Genomic DNA, 24,997 nt, shown 5'->3' with positions numbered 1-24,997 from the left:
AGCAATATCTTATTGATTAAAAAATAATTATTATTTAATTTTTTGACGTGCTTTATGTAAATGGAGAGGTTTTTTTTATTGAACTAAAAGTTTTGAAACCGAAATTATAACGCCCATCTAAAATATTTTCTATCAGGCATTTGCTAATAAAAAAAATTGACATACCTTTGCAGTCCTTAAAATAGGAATAAAACTGTAAAGAAACAAAGCAAGAAATGCCTACTATTCAGCAATTAGTTAGAAAAGGTAGAGTAGCTCTGGAAGACAAGAGTAAGTCGCCAGCGTTGGACAGCTGTCCACAGCGAAGAGGCGTGTGCACCCGTGTGTACACCACTACCCCTAAAAAACCAAACTCAGCAATGCGTAAAGTTGCCCGTGTGCGCCTTACTAACGGTAAAGAGGTTAACGCCTACATCCCGGGTGAAGGTCACAACTTACAGGAGCACTCTATCGTGTTAATCCGTGGCGGTCGTGTTAAGGATTTACCAGGTGTACGTTACCACATCATCCGTGGTGCGTTAGATACTTCAGGTGTTGCCGGCCGTAACCAACGCCGTTCTAAATATGGTACCAAGCGTCCTAAACCAGGTCAGGCAGCTGCTGCACCTGCAAAAGGTAAAAAGAAATAATAAGGAGGATAATAGAAAATGAGAAAGTCGAAACCAAAAAAGAGAATTATCCTTCCTGATCCAAGGTTCAATGATACCATGGTAACAAGGTTTGTAAACAACATGATGTATGATGGTAAAAAATCTACCGCGTACTCAATTTTTTACAACGCTGTTGATATCGTTGAGAAAAAAACCAGTGAAAACGGTTTAGATACCTGGAAAAAAGCTTTGAACAACGTAATGCCAGCTGTTGAAGTTAAATCACGCCGTGTAGGTGGTGCTAACTTCCAGGTTCCTACTGAGGTTCGTCCGGAGCGTAAAATTGCTTTGGGTATGAAGTGGTTGATCAGCTATGCTCGTAAACGTGGCGAAAAAACCATGATGGAGAAATTAGCCGGTGAGATCATCTCTGCTTCAAAAGGTGAAGGTGCTGCGGTTAAAAAGAAAGAAGATACGCACAAAATGGCTGAAGCCAACAAGGCGTTCTCACACTTCAGGTTCTAAACAAAAGGATTACACCGATTTAATATACGATTCCACCGATTTTGTTAGGATTGCATTTTTAATCTCAACAGGTCGGTGAAATCATTTTAAATCCGAGAAATCAAACAACAAAAGATGTCAAGAGATCTTAAATATACAAGAAACATTGGTATTGCCGCTCACATTGATGCCGGTAAAACCACCACTACCGAGCGTATACTTTATTACGCTGGTGTGAGCCACAAAATTGGCGAGGTGCACGAAGGTGCAGCTACGATGGACTGGATGGCACAAGAGCAGGAGCGTGGTATCACCATCACTTCGGCAGCTACTACCGTGTTCTGGAACTACCGTAACAATAAATACCAGGTAAACGTAATTGATACCCCGGGTCACGTGGATTTTACCGTAGAGGTAAACCGTTCATTACGTGTACTTGATGGTTTGGTTTTCCTTTTCTCAGCAGTTGATGGTGTTGAGCCACAGTCAGAAACTAACTGGCGTTTGGCTAACAACTACAACGTACCACGTATCGGTTTCGTTAACAAAATGGACCGTTCAGGTGCTGACTTTTTGAAAGTTGTTAAGCAAGTTAGAGATATGCTGGGCAGCCACGCTGTGCCACTGCAAATCCCTATCGGTGCCGAAGATGGTTTTAAAGGTGTGGTTGATTTGATCAACTTCCGTGGTGTGGTTTGGAACGAGCACGATAAAGGTATGACCTTTACTGAAGTTCCGATCCCTGATGATCTGATTGACGAAGCTAACGAGTGGAGAGAGAAATTACTTGAAGCTGTTGCCGAGTTTGACGATACGCTGATGGAAAAATTCTTTGACGACCCGACCACTATTACTGAGCGTGAAGTACTTGACGCTTTACGTCAGGCTACACTGGCCGGTAAGATCGTTCCGATGACTTGCGGTTCATCGTTCAAAAACAAAGGTGTACAAACTATGCTTGATTATGTAATGGAGTTGTTGCCTTCGCCACTTGATGTTGAAGCTATCACCGGTACAAATCCAGACACTGGTGAGGAGATCACCCGTCAACCGGATATTAAAGAACCATTCTCAGCACTTGCATTTAAAATTGCTACCGACCCATTTGTAGGCCGTTTGTGCTTCATCCGTGTTTACTCAGGTAACCTGGATGCTGGTTCATATGTATACAACATGCGTTCAGAAAATAAAGAGCGTATCTCTCGTATATTCCAAATGCACGCTAATAAGCAAAACCCTATCCCTAACGTAGGTGCGGGTGATATTGCTGCGGTAGTAGGCTTTAAGGATATTAAAACCGGTGATACCCTTTGCGACGAAAAACACCCTATCGTGTTAGAGTCAATGCAATTCCCTGAGCCGGTTATCGGTTTGGCTATTGAGCCTAAAACTCAGGCCGACGTTGATAAACTGGGTATCGCGCTTGGTAAATTAGCTGAAGAAGATCCAACCTTCCGCGTACAAACAGATCAGGATACAGGTCAAACTGTAATTTCAGGTATGGGCGAGCTTCACTTGGATATCATCATGGACCGTTTGAAACGTGAGTTCAAGGTTGAGGTTAACCAGGGTGCGCCACAGGTAGCTTACAAAGAGGCTATTACCGGTACTACCCAGCACCGCGAAACTTACAAGAAACAAACCGGTGGTCGTGGTAAATTCGCCGATATTCAGGTTATCATCTCTCCTGCTGATGACGATAAAGAAGGCTTACAGTTTGTTAATGAAATCGTTGGTGGTGCTATCCCTCGCGAGTTCATTCCATCTGTTGAGAAAGGCTTCAAATCAGCTATGGATAATGGTGTGCTTGCAGGCTTCCCGCTTACCGGCTTAAAAGTTCGTTTGATAGATGGATCATTCCACGCTGTCGATTCGGACGCGTTATCTTTCGAGATCGCAGGCCGTTCAGCTTACCGCGCAGCATTGCCAAAATGTAAGCCGGTATTGCTTGAGCCGATCATGAAAATCGAGATCCTTACCCCTGAAGAAAACATGGGTGACGTTATCGGTGACATGAACCGTCGTCGTGGCCAACTGCAAGGTATGGATACCCGTAACGGTTCTCAGGTAATTAAAGCTATGGTACCACTTTCTGAGATGTTTGGTTACGTAACGCAATTACGTACTATTACTTCAGGCCGTGCAACTTCAACCATGGAGTTTGATCACTACGAAGAAGCACCACGCAACGTACAGGAAGAAGTTGTTGCTAAAAACAAAGGCCGCCAAAAAGGTGGTGACGACGAATAATTCGTTATATAATTGCACTGATTTAGGAGTGATTTCACCGATAGATCAGTGCAATTAAAAATAAACCGGCCATTACCTAACAAATAGCTCTTAGGTATAGCCAAATTAACAAATCGGAGAGATCGCTCTATAATCAGTGAAATCCCAAAAGTAAAATTAAAATGAGCCAAAGAATCAGGATCAAATTAAAATCTTACGATTACAATCTGGTTGACAAGTCAGCCGAGAAAATCGTAAAGACTGTAAAGCCAACCGGCGCTGTAGTTAGCGGACCGCTGCCTTTACCAACCGAGAAAAAAATCTTCACTGTATTACGTTCACCACACGTAAACAAAAAAGCACGTGAGCAATTTCAACTTTGCTCATACAAGCGTTTGTTAGACATCTACAGTTCAAACTCAAAAACTGTTGATGCTTTAATGAAGCTTGAATTGCCAAGCGGTGTTGAAGTAGAGATCAAAGTGTGATAGTACCGGAAGATCCGAACATAATAAAACAGCCATTTGCCTAAAGCAAATGGCTGTTTTATTTTAAGCCATTATTTACCTGATGCAGTGATCCTGATCCTGCCAATAGATCAGCTCCAGATACAGGCGCTTGTTTACTGCCAACTCGGTTTTCTTCCTTTCCAGTTGTTGCTCCAGTTCGGTGCCGGTAAGCGATGCGGGCAGCGTTATGTACGAAATTACATTGCCTGTTTGCAGGTTTATGAACTCGTAATGTTTTAATTCCTGTTTCATAATGCAAAATTTAAAGTAAACCAGGAAATATGTGAGTGTAGTTCGGCTATAAAAGGTAAGTAAATATATGGAAAATAATTCAGATTGATTTCCTTAAGATTAATTTATTTTCTTTTAAACAATATGCTTAGACCATAGGTTACCACTGTAAAGAATATAATTATGGCAAAGCAACATCAAGAAGACAACGAAAAGGAATTGCGTACTGAAGGCCCGATCAGTGAGAAAGACGAGGTAAAGGAGGCTGAAGCGCGCACGGCAAAACAGCAAGCCAAAAAGACAGATGGCAGTGTAGCCGCTGACCTTAAAAACAGGGAAAAGAAATAGCGACGCTTAGCTCCCGCATTTGCTATTATTTGCCGCTACGTTATATTTTTATCTGCCCATCAGTTCGTCAAGCTTATTACGCTCCGTTTGCAGTTCGCGGGCAAGCTTTTTCTCTTTTTCGTTCGCCTTGGTTTTATACGTTTGGAACTCTTCCGAAAGCTCATTGTAAAGCTTGATGCGGTATTTGGCCTCCTGCCTGAAACGCGTGGTAGTAATTATCACAATAGCCAGCGCAATGCCAAAACCCAGCACCAGCCCCCACATCAGGGTATTATAGGCGGCTTTGGTAAGGCTTATCCCCAGTAGGTTAATCTGGTCTACACGTGAGTTTGCTGCGGATATGGTTTCATCTTTAACAGTAACATCAACATTCAGCTTTTTAATGATAGCTGCCTGGCTGGCCACGGTGGCCTGGGCTTTGCGTAACGCTGCACGTTCGGTTTTTATGGTATCCATCACGTTGCGGTAAAACGCACCGATAACCGGTTGCTGATAGTTGTACGTTTTAGTAAGCAGGTAACGGTACTGGCCGCTCAGGCTGCGATCGGTATTTTGCGGAGCGGCTGCTTGTGCACGCGCTTGTGCTGGAGCACTGGCTTTTTTGGTAGAGTCCTGCCCCTGGGCAAACGAAAAAAACGCTATAAAAATAATTATCGGTGTAAAAAATAATTTCTTCATAGGTATAGCTTTAGATGGTTTTACATTATACGGCCTAAACATGGGTATTGTTGTTACCCGGCCGCTTGCAATAAACGAAAATAATGTTTCATTCCAAAATATGCCTTGCATACTTATATTAGCAACATGTTAATAGGCATTATAGGTTTGGGCGATATGGGGCGTTTATACGCCAAGGCTTTTGCAAAGGCGGGTTACGAGGTGTTTGGCTGCGACATGCCCGAAAACCGGGAGAAACTGGAGGCGGATCTTGCCCCTCATGGCGTACAATTGCTGGATAGCGGAAGGGAAATAGCCCACCGTTGCGACCTCATTATTTACTCAGTAGAGGCAGAAAAGATAATGCAGGTAGTAGCCGAGTACGGCCCGATCACCAAGTATGGCGCCATTGTAGCCGGGCAAACCTCGGTAAAGCATCCCGAAATAACCGCCTTTGAAAAACACCTGCCTGCCGATGCCAACATCATTACCTTCCATGCTATGCACGGTCCGGGCTTTGCACCTGACGGGCAGAAGCTGATCCTGATCAATCACCGTTCTGATGCGGATGCTTATAAGCGAATGCTCGATCTGTTCACGGCCATCGGCTCAGATGTGGTGGAGTTAAAAGATTACCACGAGCACGACCGTATAGTAGCAGATACCCAGGCTGTAACCCACGTAGGTTTTGAAAGTATGGGTACCGCCTGGAGCAACGCCGGTTTTTTCCCGTGGGACAACGGTTCCTACCATGGCGGTATAGACAATGTAAAAATACTTACCACGCTGCGTATATTTAGCTATAAAGCCCACGTATACGCCGGACTGGCCATCATGAATCCATACGCGCGCCAGCAGGTAAAGCGTTATGCGCAATCCGAGTCGGAGTTATTTAAACTGATGATTATGGAAGAAGAGCAAAAGTTTCGCGACAGGTTGTACCGCGCCCGCGACTTTGTTTTTCACGAAAGCCGCAAGCCTATCATGTTTAATGATGCTGTGATGAAGGAGTTTTCCTTAGCCGATGGCCCCGCCCAGCGTAAACCAAATTCGCACCTTAGTATATTAAGTATGGTTGATGCCTGGTGCCATTTGGGCGTTAGTCCGTACGATAACCTGATAGCCCAAACCCCACCTTTCCGCCTGAGGTTGGGCATTGCCGAATATCTGTTCAAGAACCAGGAGTTACTGGAAGAATCCATCAAGACCGCACTATACGATAAAACCATCCGCGGCGATGATCTGGAATTTCATTCAGCCGTGCGCGAGTGGTCGTCCATCATAGGCTATGGCGATATGCAGGGCTACAAAAATCACTTTAATCACGTACAGGCTTTTTTTAAGGACAGGCTCGATGAAGGCAATAAACAAAGCGCCGAACTCATCAGGCGGTTGACGATGGAATAGTAAAATCACAGTAACCCGGCCTTATCATGTCACACTTTGCAGCCAAGCTTCGCCGCATAATTTTACCGTATTTTTTTATTGCCTTTGTAGTTATAGGTTTGTATACCTTTTTGCATTGGTGCTTTATTATTAAGCATAGAATGATAGTGGCAGATGAGACTGCTATTAATGTTTTCATTACGTCAGCGTTGTCAGGTTTGTTAATAATTGTGTTTTTAAGGAAGCGCATTAAATATTTGGTATTGGTTAATAAAGTAGGGCGACATGATCCGGTTTTTAATATTGGGTTTATTGCCTGTCTGAGTATCGCAATTCCTGCTATTATAGCACAGGAGTATATTGAACAATTAACAGGTGGTTTAACTAAGCTGGATCATGTTACACAAATAAAACAGTACCCTATAACTAAATATTATACGCTTAAGCGTTCTTTTGTTGATAAAAGCGGTGTTAAAGTTTTGTATGGTAGTGATGTTGCAAGAAAAAGTAAGTACAGCAGTGATAGGTATTATGAAATGGAGTTATACTTCTGTATGCCGATACTTGATAATGCGTCGCAAGTTTACATAGACTCGGGTTATATGGATGTTCCTGAACCTTACCGGAACGCCACGTTTATACTAAACGGTAAAAAGATCAGCCGGAAAGAACTTAAAAATATCCGGCCTGCAGCTGTTGAGGGATTCAGAATGTTAAATCCTGAATATGCTTTAAAAACGTACGACGCAGATACAGTTATTAAAGTGATATTGAATAAGCGTCAATATACATGGAAGCCAACACATGCAAAATCAGGTACGCCAGTTGCCTGGTTAGGTTTTAAATATGAAGAGCGTATTGATGACGCTCTTTCGCAGCAGGAAAAGGACCGGGAGAAGCAGGATTTTTATGAGCGAAGTTTGGCTAAACTCAAGTCAAAGCAGTTAAATGATTTTATTTATCTCGACAGGGTTAAATACAGCAAAGACTATCGAGGCTATGTTGCAGCGATTGGTGGCGAAAAGCGCGAATGGTCAACGCTGATATTCTCGCCCGTTTACGAACCATTTGAGAGTAGAAGTAATTTAAAACTGCTTTTTATAATAGGGGGATTTGTAACAGGTAGCCTGATATTTATTCTGATGGTAGGTTATAAACAGTTACGGGTGCCATATCGTTGACATTAACTATCTATCTTTAACAAATAAGTCGCCTTTTTACCGGCAACTTTGTGCTGTTCATCGTATTGCTCTTCAGCAATAATGATACTATTTGACAAAAATTCCTTGCCAAGCAGTTCTTCCGCCTGATCTATGTTATATTCTTTATCTTTTATCAGGAAGAAAAAGCCGTAGTCGGACTTACGGAGTTCTTTCATGGTCACCATCGCTTTCCGGTGATAAAAAGCAATTGGGATGGTATATTGTACCCTTACCGGTTTTCCGTTTTGTATACCGGGAATCCACTTAGGTGATTTCAATAAAATCCGTTCAGCTTCGGCCTCACATCCGGCACCTATACAATTAAGGGCTTTAACCTCAGCAATACTACCGTCCCTTTCAACAATAAATTGCATCTGTAATTTTCCATCTATGCCAAGTATTTGCGCTACGCCGGGATATTTCAGGTTGTTACTAATGTATTTACTAAAATTAGCGTAGCCGCCCGAAAACTGGGGCTGTGTTTCAACAGCTATAAAAAAGCTGGTCGAAGTTGAGTCTGAATTTGATTGCCCGAACACGGTAGCCGCGCACGAAACGCTAAAAATAAAAGGTAAAAGGAATTTCATGATGCTAAAAGATCAATCTAATTTATACAATTATCAACTTGTAGTCAAGCCTGATATGCGTTTTATTGAGGCTGATGACGTAACTGCATGACACCTAAATAAATATTTTAAAAATAACTTCGTAACTATTTGACAATTAAAGTAAAATTTCTAACTTTGCCGTCCCTTAAAAGGGAATAATATGCCTTGAACGAAGCCCTACTGCTTCGATGGGCTTAAACAAATTAAAAGAAATGTCAGGAATTATTGGTAAAAAAGTAGGAATGACCAGCATTTTCGACGAGTCAGGGAAAAACATCCCATGCACTGTGATCGAGGCTGGCCCTTGCGTAGTTACGCAAGTGAAGTCTGTTGAAGCAGACGGGTATGCTGCTGTTCAGTTGGCATACGGCGAAAAAAAGGAAAAAAACACTACTGCTCCTTTAAAAGGCCATTTCCAAAAAGCCGGCACTGCGCCAAAAAGCAAGCTGGTTGAGTTCAAATCATTCGAGGATCAAAAATCATTAGGCGACACCGTTACTGTCGACATTTTTGAGATTGGTGATTTTGTGGACGTGGTTGGTACCTCAAAAGGTAAAGGTTTTCAGGGTGTTGTAAAGCGCCACGGGTTTGGCGGTGTGGGTATGCAAACTCACGGTCAGCACAATCGTTTACGTGCGCCAGGTTCATTAGGTGCGTCATCATGGCCATCACGCGTATTTAAAGGTATGCGTATGGCGGGGCAAACCGGTAACGTTCGCGTTAAGGTTCAGAACCTGGAAGTAGTAAAGGTATTTGCTGAGCAAAACCTATTAGTTGTTAAAGGTTCCATTCCAGGAGCTAAGGGTTCATTCGTAATAGTGGATAAATAAGATGGAAGTGAATGTATTGAACATCTCAGGTAAAGAAACAGGTGCCAAGGTGCAGCTTCCTGAGTCCGTATTCGGTATTGAGCCAAACGACCATGCTATCTATCTTGACGTTAAGCAATATTTAGCTAACCAACGCCAAGGTACTCACAAAGCAAAACAGCGTAATGAAATTGCAGGTTCAACCCGCAAGCTATACAAACAAAAAGGTACCGGTGGTGCCCGTGCTGGTAGCATCAAATCGCCATTGTTTAATGGCGGTGGCCGTGTATTCGGTCCGCAGCCGCGCGATTACAGCTTTAAGCTAAACAAAAAGCTTAAATCACTGGCTCGTAAGTCAGCCCTGTCATACAAAGCTAAAGATAACAACATCGTGGTGTTGGAAGACTTTAACTTTGACAGTGTTAAAACCAAGAACTACGTGAAGCTGGTAGCCGATCTTAACGTGTCTGACGTTAAAACATTGCTGGTATTGCCTGCTGCAAATAACAATGTGTATTTATCAAGCAGAAACCTTAAAAAAGCAAAGGTTATTACTGCCGATCAGTTAAGCACTTATGACGTACTTAACGCCGGTAAACTTTTGTTAACTGCTGGTTCTGTTAAAACTTTGGAGGAAGCGTTAGCTAAGTAATTATGGAAATTTTAAAGAAGCCTATACTTACTGAAAAAGTAGCTCAATTAACTGAGAAGCTTAACCGTTATGCTTTCAAAGTTGATCACAGAGCTAACAAAATTCAGATTAAGGCAGCAATTGAGCAAATGTATGGTGTAAGCGTTACAGCGGTAAACACCATGAAATACGTTGGAAAACTGAAAACCCGCAACACTAAAGCTGGTGCCATCCAAGGCCGTGCAGCTACTTATAAAAAAGCGGTTATCACGTTGAAAGACGGTGAAGTAATAGATTTTTATAGCACAATATAAAAAACGGAAATGGCAGTAAAAAGATTTAAACCGGTTACTCCGGGTACCCGCTTCAGAGTAGGTGCTGATTACTCGGACGTTACAACCAACGTGCCTGAAAAGTCACTGGTTGTATCGCACAAGAAATCAGGCGGACGTAACAGTTCCGGTAAAATGACCATGCGTTATATCGGTGGGGGACATAAGAAATCATACCGATTGATCGACTTTAAACGTAACAAATTTGACATCCCCGCGAAGGTTGCGACTATTGAGTACGATCCAAACCGTTCAGCACGTATCGCTTTATTAGTATACGCTGACGGTGAAAAGAGATACATCATCGCTCCAGAAGGTTTAACCGTTGGTTTAACCGTATTATCTGGCGAGAGCGTAGCTCCTGAAGTTGGTAACACGTTACCATTAAAGAGCATACCACTGGGTTCGATCATCCATAACATCGAGCTTAACCCAGGTCAGGGTGGTACTATTGCCCGTTCGGCAGGTACTTATGCTCAGCTTTCAGCACGTGATGGTAAATACGCCATTATCAAATTACCTTCAGGCGAAACCCGTATGATCCTGGCTACCTGCCTTGCAACTATCGGTACCGTTTCAAACTCTGAAAAGGCAAACGAGGTGTTAGGTAAAGCTGGTCGTAAACGTTGGTTAGGTCGTAGGCCTCGCGTTCGTGGTGTTGCCATGAACCCGGTTGATCACCCTATGGGTGGTGGTGAAGGCCGTGCATCAGGTGGTCACCCACGCTCACGCAAAGGCTTGTTAGCTAAAGGCTACAAAACCCGCGACAAAAAGAAAACATCGGATCGCTACATCATTGAAAGAAGGAAGAAATAATGGCACGTTCAATTAAAAAAGGACCTTATATTGATTTTAACCTGGAGAGAAAAGTTCTTGTCCTGAATGAATCAAATAAAAAATCAGTGGTAAAAACATGGTCACGCCGTTCCATGATCTCTCCTGATTTCGTTGGTCACACATTTGCAGTACACAACGGCAATAAGTTTATACCGGTGTACGTAACCGAAAACATGGTTGGTCACAAGCTGGGAGAGTTTGCTCCAACCCGTACATTCCGTGGTCACGCAGAAAAGAAAAAATAACAGGCAATGGAAGCAACAACAAAAATTAAAAGGTCTGTACTGATCAAGCAACAAAAAGAGGCCGCGAAGGCTCAAATAGGAGGTGCTTCTGTTGCTAAGTTACAAGACTGCCCAACTTCACCACGCAAAATGCGTTTGGTGGTTGACTTAGTACGCGGTAAAAACGTATTCGAGGCTTTGAACATCTTAAAGTTCACAAATAAAGAAGCGGCTATTCGTGTTGAGAAATTACTGGTATCAGCAATTACTAACTGGGAAGCTAAAAACGAAGGCAAGAAAGCTGAAGAAGCCGGCTTGTTCGTTAAAGAGATCTCAGTAGGTGGTGGCCGCCAGTTAAAAAGATTGCGTCCTGCTCCGCAAGGAAGAGGTTACCGCATCCGCAAACGCTCAAACCACGTAACCCTTATTGTGGATAGTAAAAACGAAAACAATTAATTTGAAATGGGACAGAAAGCACATCCAATAGGTAACAGATTAGGAATCATCAGAGGTTGGGATTCTAACTGGTTCGGTGGCAACAACTACTCCGACAAATTAGTTGAGGACGAAAAAATCCGCAAATACTTATCAGCACGTATCAACAAAGGCGGCGTATCTAAAGTAGTTATCGAACGTACTTTGAAACGCATCACTGTTACTATACATACTGCCCGTCCGGGTATCGTTATCGGTAAAGGCGGTCAGGAAGTTGACAAGATCAAAGAAGAGTTGAAAAAACTTACTAAAAAGGAAGTTCAGATCAACATTTTCGAGATCAAACGCCCTGAGCTTGATGCGCAATTAGTTGCTGAAGGCATAGCAAAACAATTAGAAGCACGTATATCTTTCCGTCGTGCCATGAAAACCACAATCGCGTCAACCATGAGAATGGGTGCCGAAGGTATCAAGGTAATGACGTCTGGCCGTTTAGGCGGTGCCGAGATGGCGCGTTCTGAGCAGTATAAAGAAGGAAGAATTCCTCTGCATACTTTCCGTGCCGATATTGACTACGCTTTAGGTGAAGCTTTAACTACTTATGGTAAAATAGGCGTTAAAGTATGGATCTGCAAAGGCGAAGTTTACGGTAAACGCGATCTTTCTCCGAACATTGGCAGCAACAGCGGCCCAAGCGGAAAAGGTGGCCGTCCGGAAGGTGGCTCACAATTTGGTGACCGTAACCAACGTGGCGGTGAGCGCGGCGGCGAACGTCGTGACAACCGTGGTGGTGGTAACCGTGGTCCGGGTGGTAACAACAACCGCGGTGGCCAGGGTGGTTTCAACCGTGGCGGCGGCAATCGCCCGGGCGGACAAGGTCAAGGTAGAAGATAATTATTAACCAAGTCGAGACAGACATCGTTTAGATATAAAAGCTTAAAAAAATGCTACAGCCAAAAAGAACGAAGTTCAGAAAGATGCAAAAAGGCAGGATGAAAGGTTTAGCCACCCGTGGTGCTGAGCTTTCATTCGGATCTTTCGGTATAAAATCACTCGAGCCGGCCTGGATAACCAGCCGCCAGATCGAGGCAGCCCGTATCGCTGTAACACGTTTTATGAAACGTGAAGGCCAGGTATGGATCAGGATTTTCCCTGACAAGCCTGTAACTAAAAAGCCTGCAGAGGTACGTATGGGTAAAGGTAAAGGTGCCCCTGAATACTGGGTAGCGGTTGTACGCCCCGGCAGGATCATCTTTGAAGCTGAAGGTGTGCCTTTAGAAGTTGCTAAAGAAGCATTACGCCTTGCAGCACAGAAATTACCTGTACAAACAAAATTCATAGTGCGTAGAGATTACGCAGAAGCATAAACGTGGTAGCTACAGGTGGTAAACAACATAATTGAATACCTGTAGTGTGGGATAAACATTGTAAGTTGAAAAGTTGTGAGTTACATATTGCTTGCAACTCACAACCTACAGCATACAACAAATTATAAAATGAAGAACTCAGAAATTTTAGAGCTTTCAACCGAGGAATTGGTTGCGAAGATCGGTGAGGAGAAAAACAACCTTACCAAACTGAAATTTGCGCACGCGGTATCGGCTATTGAAAATCCAAGCCGTATAACAAAGGTACGTAAGGACATCGCTCGTTTGAATACCGAATTAACAAAACGTAAAGCAGCGGCGTCAGCTTCTGAAACGAATTAATTTTTAACGTCGGGAAAAAATGGAAAGAAATTTAAGAAAAACACGTACCGGTTTGGTAGTTAGCAATAAAATGGAGAAATCTATTGTTGTTGCCGTGGAGCGTAAAGTAAAGCACCCAATCTATGGTAAGTTCGTAAAAAAAACTACCAAGTTTATGGCTCATGATGAAGCAAATACCTGTGGTATTGGCGATACCGTATTAATTATGGAAACCCGCCCCCTGAGCAAAAATAAGAACTGGAGATTAGTTGAAATTTTAGAAAGGGCTAAATAACATGGTACAACAGGAATCAAGATTAAACGTAGCCGATAACAGCGGCGCTAAAGAAGTTTTAGTGATCCGCGTATTAGGTGGTACCGGTAAAAGATACGCCTCAATTGGTGACAAAATCGTTGTTACCGTTAAAAGCGCAATTCCGTCAGGAAACGTTAAAAAAGGCACCGTATCAAAAGCCGTAGTAGTAAGAACTAAAAAAGAGATCCGTCGTAAAGATGGTTCATATATCCGTTTCGACGATAACGCAGCCGTTTTGTTAAATAACCAGGACGAGCCAAGAGGTACCCGTATCTTTGGCCCGGTTGCCAGAGAACTGCGTGAGAAACAATTTATGAAAATTGTATCATTAGCACCGGAGGTATTGTAACATGGCACAGAAAGTAAAAGCACAAACCGGCAAATTAAAGCTCCGCAAGGGCGACCTGGTTAAGGTTATTTCCGGAGATTCAAAAGGATCACAAGGTAAAATCGTCGAAATTATTACAGCAAAAAACAGGGCTGTGGTTGAAGGCGCCAACATGGTGTCAAAACACACTAAACCTAATGCTGCTAATCCAAACGGCGGTATCGTTAAACAAGAAGCGGCTATCCATATTTCTAACCTTGCGCTGGTTGACCCTAAAACAGGTAACACCACCCGCGTAGGCCGTAAGCTAAATGACGCCGGTAAGCTGGTAAGGGTAGCAAAAAAATCAGGGGAGGAAATTAAGTAATGACTTACACACCGAGATTAAAATCGAAATACAAAGACGAGATCCGCACCGCGCTGAAAGATAAATTTCAGTACAAAAGCGTAATGCAGGTTCCGAAGCTGCAAAAAATTGCTATTAACCAAGGTGTTGGCGGCGCTACTACCGATAAAAAACTTATCGAGAACACGATCACTGAGTTAACCACCATTACCGGTCAGCAAGCAGTTGCTTCAAAATCAAAAAAGGATATCTCAAACTTTAAGTTACGTAAAGGTATGCCGGTAGGTGTACGTGTTACTTTACGTGATAACACCATGTATGAATTCCTTGACCGTTTGATCGCTGTTGCCCTTCCCCGTATCCGCGATTTCAAAGGTATTAACGATAAAGGTTTTGACGGTAAAGGCAATTATACCTTAGGTATTACCGAGCAAATTATCTTCCCGGAAATCAATATTGATAAAATCAATAAAATTCAGGGTATGGATATTACCTTTGTAACTTCGGCTACCAACGATGTTGAGGCTCTGGAGTTGCTGAAACAATTTGGATTACCATTTAAAAATCAAAATAATGGCTAAAGAAGGTGTAAAAGCGCGTGAAGTTAAACGTGCTAAATTAGTAGCTAAATACGCTGATAAAAGAGCTGCTTTGAAAGAGGCAGGTGATTGGATAGCTTTAGATAAATTACCTAAAGCATCATCACCGGTAAAGCTGCACAACCGTTGCAAATTAACCGGCCGCCCTCGTGGTTATATGCGCCAGTTCGGTATTTCGCGTGTAACATTCCGCGAAATGGCCTTAGCAGGCCAGATACCGGGTGTTAAAAAAGCAAGCTGGTAAAAATAAGTGAATTGTGAATGGTGAGTTGTGAGTAATGTACTTGCAACTCACCATTCACTGCTCACAACTCACAAAGAATAAAGACTAACCGATGGAAGGTCGTTAGCCACGGTGGCTAAAGGAAACCACCATCATAAACAACAATAATGAATACAGATCCAATCGCAGATTATCTTACAAGAGTAAGGAATGCTATCAAAGCCAACCATAGGGTTGTTGAAATTCCTGCATCAAATCTGAAAAAGGAAATCACGAAAGTGCTTTTCGACAAAGGTTACATCGCTAATTACAAGTTTGAGGAAGTTGGTCCTCAAGGCACTATCAAAGTGGCTTTGAAATACCACCCGATCACTAAAATCCCTGCTATCCGCAGCATTCAGCGTATCAGTAAACCAGGTTTGAGAAAATACGCAGGTACTACTAACATGCCACGTGTATTAAATGGTTTAGGTATCGCAATTCTGTCAACATCAAAAGGTGTCATGACAGATAAGGAAGCCCGTCAGCACAACGTTGGTGGCGAAGTTTTATGCTACGTTTATTAATAGGAGGAAATTAAGCAATGTCAAGAGTAGGAAAAGCACCTATAGCATTAGCCTCTGGCGTAACGGTAACCGTATCAGCTGATAACGTTGTTACTGTAAAAGGCCCTAAAGGTGAATTGCAGCAAGCAGTTGATAAAGATATCACTGTTGAGCAGGAAGACGGCCAGTTACTGGTTAAACGCCCGTCTGACCAAAAACGTCACAAAGCATTACACGGCTTATACCGTGCGCTTTTAAATAACATGGTTGTTGGTGTAACCACTGGTTACAAAGTTGAGCAGGAATTAGTGGGTGTGGGTTACCGTGCCACCAACACAGGTAATACTTTAGATTTAGTGTTGGGTTACTCTCACCACTATATTTTTGAGTTACCACAAGAAATTAAGGTTACAACCACCGCTGAAAAGGGTAAAAACCCTACCATCATCCTGGAATCTATCGATAAACAATTGATCGGTCAGGTTGCTGCAAAAATACGTTCGTTACGTGCACCAGAGCCTTACAAAGGTAAAGGTATCAAGTTCGTAGGCGAAGTATTACGTAGAAAAGCAGGTAAATCAGCATCTAAAAAATAATCGTCATGGCAGGTAAATTATCAAGAAGAGACAGAATAAAAAGAGGAATCAGAAACCGTATTTCGGGTTCTTCAGCGCGTCCGCGCTTGTCAGTGTACAGAAGCAATAAAGGTATTTACGCTCAGATCATTGACGATGTAACCGGTAAAACATTAGTATCAGCATCATCTTTATCTAAAGATTTTTCAGCTAATGGTTCAAAATCAGATCAATCTGTAGCTGTAGGCAAACTGGTAGCTGAGAAAGCTATTGCCGCCGGTATCAAAGATGTAGTGTTTGACAGGAATGGTTATTTGTACCATGGCCGTGTTAAATCATTGGCTGAAGGTGCACGTGAAGGTGGTTTAAACTTTTAATAGAAACGAGAGATGTCAACAATCAACATAAAAAGAGTAAAAACCAGCGAGATCGAATTAAAAGATCGCCTGGTAAGCATACAACGTGTGGCCAAAGTAACCAAAGGTGGCCGTACTTTCAGCTTCAGTGCCATTGTGGTAGTGGGCGATGAGAACGGTGTTGTAGGTTACGGCTTAGGTAAAGCAAAAGAGGTTACCGAAGCTATCGCTAAAGGCATTGATGATGCTAAAAAGAACCTGGTAAAAGTGCCTATCATTAACGGTACAGTACCTCATGAGCAAATAGGTAAATTCTCTGGCGGTTTTGTTTTCATAAAACCTGCTGCTAACGGTACCGGTGTTATTGCCGGTGGTGCGATGCGTGCGGTATTAGAAAGCGCTGGTGTACATAACGTATTGGCAAAATCAAAAGGTTCATCAAACCCGCACAACGTGGTTAAGGCAACCGTATCGGCTTTAGCGCAATTGCGCGATGCTTATACAGTAGCTCAACACCGTGGTGTTAACTTAGGTAAAGTATTTAACGGATAATCATCATGGCAAAAATCAAAATAACTCAGATTAAGAGCGTGATCGATAGAACTGAGCGCCAAAAAAGGACCATTGCAGCATTGGGCCTTAAGAAAATTAACCATAGCGTTGAGGTTGAAGCTACTCCGGCTATCATCGGTATGGTTCGAAAAGTTAATCATTTGGTAGCAATAGAAAGCATTTAATATCATGAATTTAAATAATCTTAAACCTGCTGAAGGTTCTACCAAAAGCAGAAAGAGAATAGGCAGAGGTACCGGTTCAGGCCGTGGTGGTACTTCAACCCGTGGCCATAAAGGTGCCGGTTCACGTTCAGGTACCAGCACTAAAGTTGGTTTTGAAGGTGGCCAGATGCCATTACAGCGCCGTGTACCAAAGGTAGGTTTTAAAAACCCTAACCGTGTTGAGTATGTAAGCATTAACCTTGATGCATTGCAAGGTTTAACTGAGAAGTATTCAATTTCAACTATTGATTTTGATACTTTGAAAGAGCATGGTTTAGTTTCAAAAAATGACCTGGTTAAAATCCTTGGTCGTGGCGAGATAAAAGCCAAAGTAGAAGTTAAAGCGCATGCATTTTCTGCCTCTGCCCAAAAAGCAATCGAAGCAGCAGGCGGTACAATCGTTAAGTTGTAAATTTCAATGAAGAAATTATTCACCACACTTTCCAATATCTGGAAAATTGAGGATCTAAGAGTGCGTATTATAAACACACTCTTATTTCTTCTGATATACCGTGTAGGTTCATTCATCATCCTTCCGGGCGTTGACGCTGCTGCTATCAGCAACGAAACCGCTAAAGAAGGGTTATTAGGCTTATTGAATATGTTTGCGGGAGGCTCGTTCTCCCGCTCATCAATTTTTGCACTGGGTGTGATGCCATACATTTCGGCCTCTATCGTGGTGCAATTGCTGGGTATAGCCGTTCCTTACTTTGCTAAAATGCAAAAAGAGGGCGAAAGCGGCCGTAACAAAATTAACCAGTGGACCCGTTACCTTACTATCGCTATTACCGCTTTACAGGCTATCGGTTACATCAAATCGCAAATCAACCAGGAGGCAAAGCTTTTAGAAGAGCCTTACTTCACCCTGATCAGCGTATTTGTGTTAACTGCGGGTACCCTGTTTGTGATGTGGCTTGGTGAAAAAATCACTGATAAAGGTATCGGTAACGGTATATCATTGATCATCATGGTGGGTATCATTGCCCAATTACCGGGCGCTTTCGGTACTGAGTTTAACGCTCGTACTACAGGTGCAGGTGGTTTGGTAACCTTTATCGTTGAGATTGTTGCACTGATACTGGTAGTTATGTTTACCATACTGATAGTACAGGGTACACGTAAAATTGCGGTGCAATACGCAAAACGTATTGTGGGTAATAAGCAGTATGGCGGTGTTCGTCAGTACATACCTTTAAAGGTAAATGCTGCCGGTGTAATGCCAATCATCTTTGCCCAGGCATTGATGTTCATACCTGCTACTATTCCGCAGTTTTTCCCGAGCACAGCTTCTAATGGCGTATTAATGTCATTAGCCAACTACAACTCATGGTCGCACAATATTTTGTTTGCGGTATTGATCATTCTGTTCACTTACTTCTACACTGCTATTACGGTTAATCCTAACCAAATGGCTGATGATATGAAGAAGAACGGTGGCTTTATTCCGGGTGTTAAACCAGGTAAAACCACTGCCGACTATATTGACGACGTTATTTCAAAGATCACTCTGCCGGGTTCGGTGTTCTTAGCTATCATAGCTATTATACCGGCATTGGCCAGCAGCGTAGGTGTAAACAGTTTGTTTGCCCGTTTCTTTGGTGGTACATCACTGATCATCTTAGTAGGTGTTGTGTTAGATACTTTGCAGCAGGTTGAAAGCCATTTGTTAATGCGCCACTATGATGGCCTGATGAAAACAGGACGTATTAAAGGCCGTTCGGCAGTACCTGCCGCGCCAGGCACAGTACCTCCGGCTATTTAATTACTGATGCCCAAAATACATTACAAATCTGCAGAGGAAGTTGAGCTGATACGTGCAAGCGCGCAGATGGTGTCAAAAACCCTGGCCGAGGTGGCCAAGGTAATTGGCCCTGGTGTTACCACGCTTGAGCTTAACAACCTTGCTGAAACCTACATTCGTGATAATGGCGGCATTCCCGCTTTCCTGAACTTCCACGGCTTTCCATATTCACTTTGTATTTCTCTGAACGATCAGGTGGTACATGGGTTTCCAAGTAAGCATGTGCTGGTTGAGGGCGATATAGTATCAGTAGATTGTGGTGTGATACTGAATAAATATTACGGCGATTCTGCTTTCAGTTTTGCTATAGGCGAAGTGGATGAAATCACCAAAACTCTTTTGCGGGTAACCCGCGAATGCCTTGACAAGGGCATTGAGAAAGCGGTTACCGGTATGCGTGTAGGAGATATAGCCTATGCCGTACAGGAGCATGCAGAGAAGCACAAATTTGGCGTAGTTAAGGAATTGGTCGGGCATGGTGTTGGCCTTGAGCTGCACGAGAAACCCGAGGTACCTAATTATGGTAAACGAGGCAGCGGGATTAAGCTTGAAGAGGGTATGGTAATCGCTATCGAACCGATGATCAATGCCGGCCGCGCCGGTATAAAGTTTTGGGACGATGGCTGGACAGTATCAACAATAGATGGAAAACCATCGGCGCATTTTGAGCATACGGTGGCTATTAAGAAGGGTAAAGCAGATATACTTTCAACATTTTCATACATTGATGATGTTTTGAAAGAAAAAAATAATAATTAAAAAATTTTTATTAATTTTGCGTCCCGCTTTGAGGACGGGTAATTAAGTAGAAATCAATAAAATATGGCTAAACAATCGTCGATCGAGCAGGACGGCACAATAAAAGAAGCATTGTCAAACGCAATGTTCAGGGTTGAATTGGAAAACGGTCACGAGATTATAGCGCATATATCAGGCAAAATGCGTATGCACTACATCAAAATTCTTCCTGGCGACAGGGTGAAACTCGAGATGAGCCCTTACGATTTGACCAAAGGCAGGATTACTTACAGATATAAATAATAAAGCGATGAAGGTTAGAGCATCAATTAAAAAGCGTAGTGCTGATTGCAAAATCATCCGCCGCAATGGTAAACTTTACGTTATCAACAAAAAGAACCCTAAGTACAAACAACGTCAGGGTTAATAAAAAAGAATTGGCAACAATCGTACATCGGTAGCCGCCGGTCGGTTGTTGCGTAACAACGGAAAATTATAAATATGGCAAGGATTTCAGGTATTGATTTACCAAAGAACAAAAGAGGCGAGATCGGCCTTACCTACATTTATGGTATCGGTCGTTCAACCGCTCAGCACATCTTAAACCAGGCAGGTATAGATGTAAACATTAAGGTGCAGGAGTGGACTGACGATCAGCTAGCTGCTATCCGTGGTATCATTAATGATCAGATTAAAGTTGAAGGTGCTCTTCGTTCAGAGGTGCAGCTTAACATCAAGCGTTTAATGGATATCGGTTGTTACCGTGGTACCCGTCACCGTAAAGGTTTACCTCTGCGTGGCCAGCGTACTAAAAACAACTCACGTACCCGTAAAGGTAAACGTAAGACTGTTGCTAACAAGAAAAAAGCTACTAAGTAATCAATAAATTAAGATGTTAGATGTGGGTGTTTCACATGCGCGCATCTAACGGATAAAGCATAGGATACGGTTAATTTGAAATGAGGCTATAGCCCTCACATCTCAAACATCATATCTCAAAACTTAAAAATAAAATGGCTAAAAGCAAAAAAGTAACCAAGAAGCGTATTGTAGTTGTTGAGCCGGTTGGCGAGGCGCATATCAACGCTACTTTCAACAACATCATCATTACCCTTACCAACAAAAACGGTCAGGCTGTGTCATGGTCATCAGCTGGTAAAATGGGTTTCAAAGGTTCAAAAAAGAACACTCCATACGCTGCGTCTCAAGCTGCTGCCGATTGCGGTAAAGTTGCTTATGACCTTGGTTTACGTAAGGTAGAAGTATTTGTAAAAGGCCCGGGCGCTGGTCGTGAATCGGCTATCCGTACCCTGCAAACTACAGGTATCGAAGTAACCACTATTAAAGATATTACACCGCTTCCGCACAACGGTTGCCGTCCTTCAAAAAGAAGAAGAGTTTAATTAACACGATTTTTAAAGCTAAGATTCTGCAGCTGCAGGTTGCATGATACTTTAAAACAACAACACAATGGCAAGGTATACAGGACCAAAATCCAAAATTGCGCGCCGTTTCCGTGAGCCGATCTTCGGTCCGGATAAAGCGTTAGAAAGAAAGAACTATCCTCCGGGCATGCACGGTGCCTCAAAAAGGAGAGGTAAGCAATCAGAGTATTCAACTCAGTTGCAAGAGAAACAAAAGGTAAAATACACTTATGGTGTATTAGAGCGTCAGTTCGAAAACCTTTTCCACCGCGCTTCAGCTAAAGAAGGTATCACCGGTGAAAACCTGTTGAAATTCTTGGAAGCTCGTTTAGACAACGCTGTTTACCGTTTAGGTATCGCGCCTACACGTTCAGCTGCACGCCAGTTGGTTGGTCACAAACACATCACTGTTAACGGTGAGGTTGTGAACATCGCTTCTTACTCGTTAAGAGCTGGTGATATTATTGCAGTACGCGAAAAATCAAAATCTCTTGAGGCTATCACTAATTCAGTTGCCGGCCGCAAGATTAATAAATATAGCTGGTTAGAGTGGGATGCTAACGAATTGGTTGGTAAATTCCTTAACTATCCAAACCGCGATGAAATTCCTGAGAACATCAAAGAGAATTTAATCGTCGAGTTGTACTCTAAATAAGATATAGGATTTGAGATATATAGTATAGGATATGGGTTTTTAAGTAATTACTCATATCTTATACTGTATATCTCACGTCTGTTTAAATACAATTAGAAACTAAAAAAAGGATATAAATGGCAATTTTAGCATTTCAGAAACCGGACAAGGTTATCATGCAAAAATCGACTGATTTTGAAGGTACGTTCGAATTCCGTCCCTTAGAACCAGGTTTCGGTGTAACCATAGGTAATGCTCTGCGTCGTATATTACTTTCATCGTTAGAAGGTTTTGCTATCACTTCTGTTCGTTTTTCAGGAGTTACGCATGAATTTTCAACTATAAAAGGAGTTGTTGAAGATGTAACCGAAATCATCCTGAACCTTAAACAAGTAAGGTTTAAGAAGACCGGCGAATCTGGCGACAGCGAAAAAATATTTGTGATCATCAACGGTCAGGATAGCTTCAAGGCTGGCGATATCACTAAATTCTCAAATAACTTTACAGTACTTAACCCTGATCTGGTTTTAGCCAATATGGATTCATCAGTAACACTTGAAGTGGAACTGACCGTAGGTAAAGGCCGTGGTTATGTAGCAAGTGAAGAAAATAAAAATCCGGATGCTAACGTAGGTGTTATCGCGATCGACTCGATCTACACTCCGATCAAAAACGTTAAGTACACTATCGAGAACTATCGTGTTGAGCAAAAAACCGATTACGAGAAACTGGTTCTTGACATTGCTACTGACGGTTCTATCCACCCGGAAGATGCACTTAAGGAAGCTGCGAAAATCCTGATCCAGCACTTCATGTTATTCTCTGATGAGAACATGATGTTAGAGGCTCAGGCGAAAGAAGAAACTAAAGAGGTTGACGAAGAGATACTGCACATGCGCAAGATCCTGAAAACTGAATTGGTTGATCTTGACCTTTCAGTACGTGCCCTGAACTGCCTTAAAGCTGCTGACATCCGCAGCCTGGCTGATCTGGTATCGTATGATGTAGCTGATATGTTGAAGTTCCGCAACTTTGGTAAAAAATCATTAACTGAAATTCAGGACCTTGTTAAATCAAAAGGCCTTTCTTTCGGCATGAACCTGGCTAAATACAAGCTGGACGAAGAATAATATTTAATAGATACAAGAGTTAAGAGCTTAGAACCAAAAAGGCTCTTGTTTCTTAGCTCTTGATTCTTAATTATAATTAAACAACAGGCATAATTCCGAGGGCTTGACGATAACACGCCGCCCAACGGTATGCACGTGCCGCAACAAACAACAAAATGAGACACGGTAAAAAAGTTAACCACTTAGGCCGCACCGACAGTCATCGCAAAGCGATGATGAGCAACATGGCCTCTTCGCTTATCCTGCATAAGCGCATCACTACAACATTGGCAAAAGCAAAAGCCCTGCGCGGTTATGTTGAGCCTTTGATCACCAAATCAAAAAACGATACTACACACTCTCGTCGTACAGTGTTTGCTTACCTTAAAAGTAAAGATGCTGTTGCTGAGCTGTTCCGCGATGTAGCTGCTAAAGTTGCTAACCGTCCGGGTGGTTATACTCGTATCATCAAAATGGAAAACCGTTTGGGTGACAATGCTGAAGTAGCAATCATCGAGCTGGTTGATTACAACACAGTTTACGGTGCTGAGACTGCTCCTGCTGCTAAAAAATCAACTCGCCGTCGTGGTGGTGCCGGTAAAGGTAAAGCTGCTGCTGCAACAGCTGAAGTTACTCCTGCTGATGACGCGGTAGTAGTTGAAGATGCTCCTAAAGCTGAAGCTGCTGAAGAAGCTCCGGCAACTGAGGCACCTGCAACTCCTGAAAAAGAAGAAAACGCTGAGAAAGGCGAATAATTCATATCAGAATTTAAAAGGTAAAAACGCCCGGCTATTTAGTCGGGCGTTTTTTCGTTTTTTATGATATTCTTTAAGAACTCAAGCCAATTCCATAAGTGTTGGTTAGATACTCAGGGTCGATATTATATCTTTTATATAATTGAAATGATTCGTTATCTGTATCACCCCAGCTATTTCTCCATACACCTTGAAAATAGTGATCTGCATTATTGATTATCATAATATCTCTTAATAATCCTATAAATGTTAGTGAATCACTTTGTTTGTATATATCTTGTAAATTATCAATAAAATTAATAGGAACTATAGAGTCTAAATCTTTTAAGTTTTTTATCCCATATCTATTTAATTCATTTAAAATAACATTATCGTGGGATAGAATTGGCTTTAACAAATCTTTCTTTATAAGAGCATTAAATTTCGTTATCAAAAATTGTTTTAAAGTGGTGCTGTTTAATTCAATACTATCAAGTATATTTTGTTGTTCGGCGACAAGCACGCTGTTGGAGATTTTATCAATATCTAATGACAGTTGATTGAACTCTCTGTCAGCCAATTCTAACGTTCCAGCTAATATTTTAAAGCGTCTCTTTATCTCGGGAGGAAGTACACCATTGAATTTGTAATTTCTATCATGTTCAATTTCTGCCCATGCGTGTTGTAATATAGTTCTAACCTGAATCTCAAATTTTAAATCTTTAAATTTTTTATATTCAGGGAGATTCAATCTGTCTTCTTTTAATCTTGCTATATAGTGAATCGAACGATACCCTACTTTGTCAGTTCCTAATTCATTAGTTTTGTCCAAACTATTTTGTGGATCTATGTGAAAAGAATCTTCCAAGATCTTACAGATCGGCTTTAAATCATCCTCCACATATGCGATTATTCTTATTCCAGCTAAATCAGTTACTTGTTCTGCAGGATCATCGTATTTGGGATTGTCGATTTTAGTTCTAAAGCTTTCTATTTCTTTAGTGCGATTTGTTATTGCATGAACAGCAATGGTGTTTTCTTCTAAGAGCTCTAAGATTATACTATTAATTTTGGCTGATAGTTTTTTAAATAAACCTCTATTTTGGGCATACCATTGTATGGCTTCGTCTTTGTTAAGTTTAGGCATGACCTAATTTAAAAAGTAACTTTCTGTTTCACAAATTTTTCTGCCAACCTGTCATCAATCTGTCTTATTTTGCTGACGAAGTGATATTCGATTTTTTGGCAAATACGCCATTTTCTGCCATTTGCT

General features: G+C 42.1%; 40 protein-coding genes. 36 read left to right on the top strand and 4 right to left on the bottom strand.

Features of this window, described 5'->3' with window-relative positions; all coding sequences use genetic code 11:
* Positions 1-215 precede the first annotated feature (215 nt).
* The 4 genes from rpsL to rpsJ all read left to right on the top strand — a co-directional run bounded on the left by rpsL (position 216) and on the right by rpsJ (position 3,811).
* Positions 216-629, top strand: coding sequence for a 30S ribosomal protein S12 (gene rpsL, locus LT679_RS11380; RefSeq protein ID WP_079717716.1), 414 nt, complete (start codon positions 216-218; stop codon positions 627-629).
* Positions 630-647: 18 nt separating this feature from the next.
* Positions 648-1,115: a 30S ribosomal protein S7 gene (gene rpsG / locus LT679_RS11375; protein WP_232177707.1), complete on the top strand. Its 468-nt coding sequence runs from the start codon at positions 648-650 to the stop codon at positions 1,113-1,115.
* A gap of 114 nt (positions 1,116-1,229) precedes the next feature.
* Positions 1,230-3,344: an elongation factor G gene (gene fusA, locus LT679_RS11370; RefSeq protein WP_232177706.1), complete on the top strand. Its 2,115-nt coding sequence runs from the start codon at positions 1,230-1,232 to the stop codon at positions 3,342-3,344.
* A 161-nt stretch (positions 3,345-3,505) separates the two neighbouring features.
* Positions 3,506-3,811, top strand: coding sequence for a 30S ribosomal protein S10 (gene rpsJ / locus LT679_RS11365; protein WP_022830652.1), 306 nt, complete (start codon positions 3,506-3,508; stop codon positions 3,809-3,811).
* A 75-nt stretch (positions 3,812-3,886) separates the two neighbouring features.
* Here rpsJ and LT679_RS11360 read toward each other — a convergent pair whose 3' ends face one another.
* Positions 3,887-4,084 carry a hypothetical protein gene (locus LT679_RS11360; RefSeq protein ID WP_232177705.1) on the bottom strand — a complete coding sequence of 66 codons (198 nt, stop codon included), beginning with the start codon at positions 4,082-4,084 and terminating at the stop codon, positions 3,887-3,889.
* A 162-nt stretch (positions 4,085-4,246) separates the two neighbouring features.
* Between LT679_RS11360 and LT679_RS11355 the strand changes: the two genes are divergently transcribed.
* On the top strand, positions 4,247-4,411 hold the full coding sequence (locus LT679_RS11355; RefSeq protein WP_232177704.1) for a hypothetical protein: 165 nt from the start codon (positions 4,247-4,249) through the stop codon (positions 4,409-4,411).
* 48 nt (positions 4,412-4,459) lie between these two features.
* On the opposite strand, the gene LT679_RS11350 is transcribed toward LT679_RS11355, so the two are convergent.
* Positions 4,460-5,089 (bottom strand): hypothetical protein, encoded by a 630-nt coding sequence (locus LT679_RS11350; RefSeq protein ID WP_232177703.1) that lies wholly within the window; start codon positions 5,087-5,089, stop codon positions 4,460-4,462.
* A gap of 126 nt (positions 5,090-5,215) precedes the next feature.
* On the opposite strand from LT679_RS11350, the gene LT679_RS11345 reads away from it, so the two are divergent.
* Both LT679_RS11345 and LT679_RS11340 read left to right on the top strand, forming a co-directional pair.
* Complete coding sequence (locus LT679_RS11345) at positions 5,216-6,475, top strand: prephenate dehydrogenase (RefSeq protein ID WP_232177702.1); 1,260 nt, start codon at positions 5,216-5,218, stop codon at positions 6,473-6,475.
* A 26-nt stretch (positions 6,476-6,501) separates the two neighbouring features.
* On the top strand, positions 6,502-7,635 hold the full coding sequence (locus tag LT679_RS11340; protein ID WP_232177701.1) for a hypothetical protein: 1,134 nt from the start codon (positions 6,502-6,504) through the stop codon (positions 7,633-7,635).
* A gap of 2 nt (positions 7,636-7,637) precedes the next feature.
* Here LT679_RS11340 and LT679_RS11335 read toward each other — a convergent pair whose 3' ends face one another.
* The gene (locus tag LT679_RS11335) at positions 7,638-8,243 is read right to left on the bottom strand and encodes an energy transducer TonB (protein ID WP_232177700.1); all 606 of its coding nucleotides are present in this window, start codon (positions 8,241-8,243) and stop codon (positions 7,638-7,640) included.
* A 233-nt stretch (positions 8,244-8,476) separates the two neighbouring features.
* Between LT679_RS11335 and rplC the strand changes: the two genes are divergently transcribed.
* The 29 genes from rplC (at position 8,477) to rplQ (ending at position 23,745) form a co-directional block, all read left to right on the top strand.
* Positions 8,477-9,094 carry a 50S ribosomal protein L3 gene (gene rplC, locus LT679_RS11330; RefSeq protein ID WP_232177699.1) on the top strand — a complete coding sequence of 206 codons (618 nt, stop codon included), beginning with the start codon at positions 8,477-8,479 and terminating at the stop codon, positions 9,092-9,094.
* Position 9,095: 1 nt separating this feature from the next.
* Complete coding sequence (rplD, locus tag LT679_RS11325) at positions 9,096-9,725, top strand: 50S ribosomal protein L4 (protein WP_232177698.1); 630 nt, start codon at positions 9,096-9,098, stop codon at positions 9,723-9,725.
* 2 nt (positions 9,726-9,727) lie between these two features.
* On the top strand, positions 9,728-10,018 hold the full coding sequence (gene rplW / locus LT679_RS11320) for a 50S ribosomal protein L23 (RefSeq protein WP_232177697.1): 291 nt from the start codon (positions 9,728-9,730) through the stop codon (positions 10,016-10,018).
* A gap of 9 nt (positions 10,019-10,027) precedes the next feature.
* Positions 10,028-10,852 carry a 50S ribosomal protein L2 gene (rplB, locus tag LT679_RS11315; RefSeq protein WP_232177696.1) on the top strand — a complete coding sequence of 275 codons (825 nt, stop codon included), beginning with the start codon at positions 10,028-10,030 and terminating at the stop codon, positions 10,850-10,852.
* A complete protein-coding gene (gene rpsS / locus LT679_RS11310) occupies positions 10,852-11,118 on the top strand; it encodes a 30S ribosomal protein S19 (protein WP_166586580.1) in 267 nt (88 codons plus the stop codon). Before rplB ends, rpsS begins: the two co-directional genes overlap by 1 nt.
* A 6-nt stretch (positions 11,119-11,124) precedes the next feature.
* A complete protein-coding gene (rplV, locus tag LT679_RS11305; protein WP_262909276.1) occupies positions 11,125-11,553 on the top strand; it encodes a 50S ribosomal protein L22 in 429 nt (142 codons plus the stop codon).
* Positions 11,554-11,559: 6 nt separating this feature from the next.
* Positions 11,560-12,426, top strand: coding sequence for a 30S ribosomal protein S3 (gene rpsC, locus LT679_RS11300; protein ID WP_232177695.1), 867 nt, complete (start codon positions 11,560-11,562; stop codon positions 12,424-12,426).
* Positions 12,427-12,476: 50 nt separating this feature from the next.
* Positions 12,477-12,899: a 50S ribosomal protein L16 gene (gene rplP, locus LT679_RS11295; RefSeq protein ID WP_127704048.1), complete on the top strand. Its 423-nt coding sequence runs from the start codon at positions 12,477-12,479 to the stop codon at positions 12,897-12,899.
* Positions 12,900-13,028: 129 nt separating this feature from the next.
* Positions 13,029-13,241, top strand: a complete 213-nt coding sequence (rpmC, locus tag LT679_RS11290; protein WP_232177694.1) for a 50S ribosomal protein L29 — start codon at positions 13,029-13,031, stop codon at positions 13,239-13,241.
* Between the two features lie 19 nt (positions 13,242-13,260).
* Positions 13,261-13,515: a 30S ribosomal protein S17 gene (gene rpsQ / locus LT679_RS11285; RefSeq protein ID WP_232177693.1), complete on the top strand. Its 255-nt coding sequence runs from the start codon at positions 13,261-13,263 to the stop codon at positions 13,513-13,515.
* Between the two features lies 1 nt (position 13,516).
* A complete protein-coding gene (rplN, locus tag LT679_RS11280; protein ID WP_067059744.1) occupies positions 13,517-13,885 on the top strand; it encodes a 50S ribosomal protein L14 in 369 nt (122 codons plus the stop codon).
* A 1-nt stretch (position 13,886) separates the two neighbouring features.
* Complete coding sequence (gene rplX, locus LT679_RS11275) at positions 13,887-14,231, top strand: 50S ribosomal protein L24 (RefSeq protein ID WP_232177692.1); 345 nt, start codon at positions 13,887-13,889, stop codon at positions 14,229-14,231.
* Positions 14,231-14,791: a 50S ribosomal protein L5 gene (gene rplE / locus LT679_RS11270; protein WP_232177691.1), complete on the top strand. Its 561-nt coding sequence runs from the start codon at positions 14,231-14,233 to the stop codon at positions 14,789-14,791. Before rplX ends, rplE begins: the two co-directional genes overlap by 1 nt.
* On the top strand, positions 14,784-15,053 hold the full coding sequence (rpsN, locus tag LT679_RS11265; protein WP_232177690.1) for a 30S ribosomal protein S14: 270 nt from the start codon (positions 14,784-14,786) through the stop codon (positions 15,051-15,053). Before rplE ends, rpsN begins: the two co-directional genes overlap by 8 nt.
* A gap of 146 nt (positions 15,054-15,199) precedes the next feature.
* Entirely contained in the window at positions 15,200-15,598 is a 399-nt protein-coding gene (gene rpsH / locus LT679_RS11260; protein WP_262909275.1) for a 30S ribosomal protein S8, read from the top strand.
* A 17-nt stretch (positions 15,599-15,615) separates the two neighbouring features.
* Positions 15,616-16,173 (top strand): 50S ribosomal protein L6, encoded by a 558-nt coding sequence (gene rplF / locus LT679_RS11255; RefSeq protein WP_232177689.1) that lies wholly within the window; start codon positions 15,616-15,618, stop codon positions 16,171-16,173.
* Positions 16,174-16,178: 5 nt separating this feature from the next.
* Complete coding sequence (gene rplR / locus LT679_RS11250; protein WP_232177688.1) at positions 16,179-16,529, top strand: 50S ribosomal protein L18; 351 nt, start codon at positions 16,179-16,181, stop codon at positions 16,527-16,529.
* A gap of 12 nt (positions 16,530-16,541) precedes the next feature.
* The gene (gene rpsE / locus LT679_RS11245) at positions 16,542-17,060 is read left to right on the top strand and encodes a 30S ribosomal protein S5 (protein WP_194101685.1); all 519 of its coding nucleotides are present in this window, start codon (positions 16,542-16,544) and stop codon (positions 17,058-17,060) included.
* A gap of 5 nt (positions 17,061-17,065) precedes the next feature.
* On the top strand, positions 17,066-17,245 hold the full coding sequence (gene rpmD, locus LT679_RS11240) for a 50S ribosomal protein L30 (RefSeq protein ID WP_232177687.1): 180 nt from the start codon (positions 17,066-17,068) through the stop codon (positions 17,243-17,245).
* Positions 17,246-17,249: 4 nt separating this feature from the next.
* Positions 17,250-17,696 (top strand): 50S ribosomal protein L15, encoded by a 447-nt coding sequence (rplO, locus tag LT679_RS11235; protein ID WP_232177686.1) that lies wholly within the window; start codon positions 17,250-17,252, stop codon positions 17,694-17,696.
* Positions 17,697-17,702: 6 nt separating this feature from the next.
* The gene (secY, locus tag LT679_RS11230; RefSeq protein WP_232177685.1) at positions 17,703-19,046 is read left to right on the top strand and encodes a preprotein translocase subunit SecY; all 1,344 of its coding nucleotides are present in this window, start codon (positions 17,703-17,705) and stop codon (positions 19,044-19,046) included.
* Between the two features lie 6 nt (positions 19,047-19,052).
* Positions 19,053-19,844, top strand: a complete 792-nt coding sequence (map, locus tag LT679_RS11225) for a type I methionyl aminopeptidase (protein WP_232177684.1) — start codon at positions 19,053-19,055, stop codon at positions 19,842-19,844.
* A 63-nt stretch (positions 19,845-19,907) separates the two neighbouring features.
* A complete protein-coding gene (gene infA / locus LT679_RS11220; protein ID WP_074487406.1) occupies positions 19,908-20,126 on the top strand; it encodes a translation initiation factor IF-1 in 219 nt (72 codons plus the stop codon).
* Positions 20,127-20,133: 7 nt separating this feature from the next.
* Positions 20,134-20,250 (top strand): 50S ribosomal protein L36, encoded by a 117-nt coding sequence (gene rpmJ, locus LT679_RS11215; protein ID WP_074487407.1) that lies wholly within the window; start codon positions 20,134-20,136, stop codon positions 20,248-20,250.
* 74 nt (positions 20,251-20,324) lie between these two features.
* Positions 20,325-20,702 carry a 30S ribosomal protein S13 gene (gene rpsM, locus LT679_RS11210; RefSeq protein WP_232177683.1) on the top strand — a complete coding sequence of 126 codons (378 nt, stop codon included), beginning with the start codon at positions 20,325-20,327 and terminating at the stop codon, positions 20,700-20,702.
* A gap of 134 nt (positions 20,703-20,836) precedes the next feature.
* Entirely contained in the window at positions 20,837-21,226 is a 390-nt protein-coding gene (gene rpsK, locus LT679_RS11205) for a 30S ribosomal protein S11 (RefSeq protein ID WP_232177682.1), read from the top strand.
* 67 nt (positions 21,227-21,293) lie between these two features.
* Positions 21,294-21,902: a 30S ribosomal protein S4 gene (gene rpsD, locus LT679_RS11200; protein WP_232177681.1), complete on the top strand. Its 609-nt coding sequence runs from the start codon at positions 21,294-21,296 to the stop codon at positions 21,900-21,902.
* 116 nt (positions 21,903-22,018) lie between these two features.
* Entirely contained in the window at positions 22,019-23,011 is a 993-nt protein-coding gene (locus tag LT679_RS11195; RefSeq protein ID WP_232177680.1) for a DNA-directed RNA polymerase subunit alpha, read from the top strand.
* Positions 23,012-23,166: 155 nt separating this feature from the next.
* Positions 23,167-23,745 (top strand): 50S ribosomal protein L17, encoded by a 579-nt coding sequence (gene rplQ / locus LT679_RS11190; RefSeq protein WP_232177679.1) that lies wholly within the window; start codon positions 23,167-23,169, stop codon positions 23,743-23,745.
* 73 nt (positions 23,746-23,818) lie between these two features.
* Here rplQ and LT679_RS11185 read toward each other — a convergent pair whose 3' ends face one another.
* On the bottom strand, positions 23,819-24,871 hold the full coding sequence (locus LT679_RS11185) for a GTP pyrophosphokinase (protein WP_232177678.1): 1,053 nt from the start codon (positions 24,869-24,871) through the stop codon (positions 23,819-23,821).
* Positions 24,872-24,997: the final 126 nt, after the last annotated feature.

It is taken from the genome of Mucilaginibacter roseus, from assembly GCF_021215455.1.
In the GTDB taxonomy this organism is placed as follows: Bacteria; Bacteroidota; Bacteroidia; order Sphingobacteriales; family Sphingobacteriaceae; genus Mucilaginibacter; species Mucilaginibacter roseus.
This window is presented reverse-complemented; position numbering and strand designations above follow the sequence as displayed.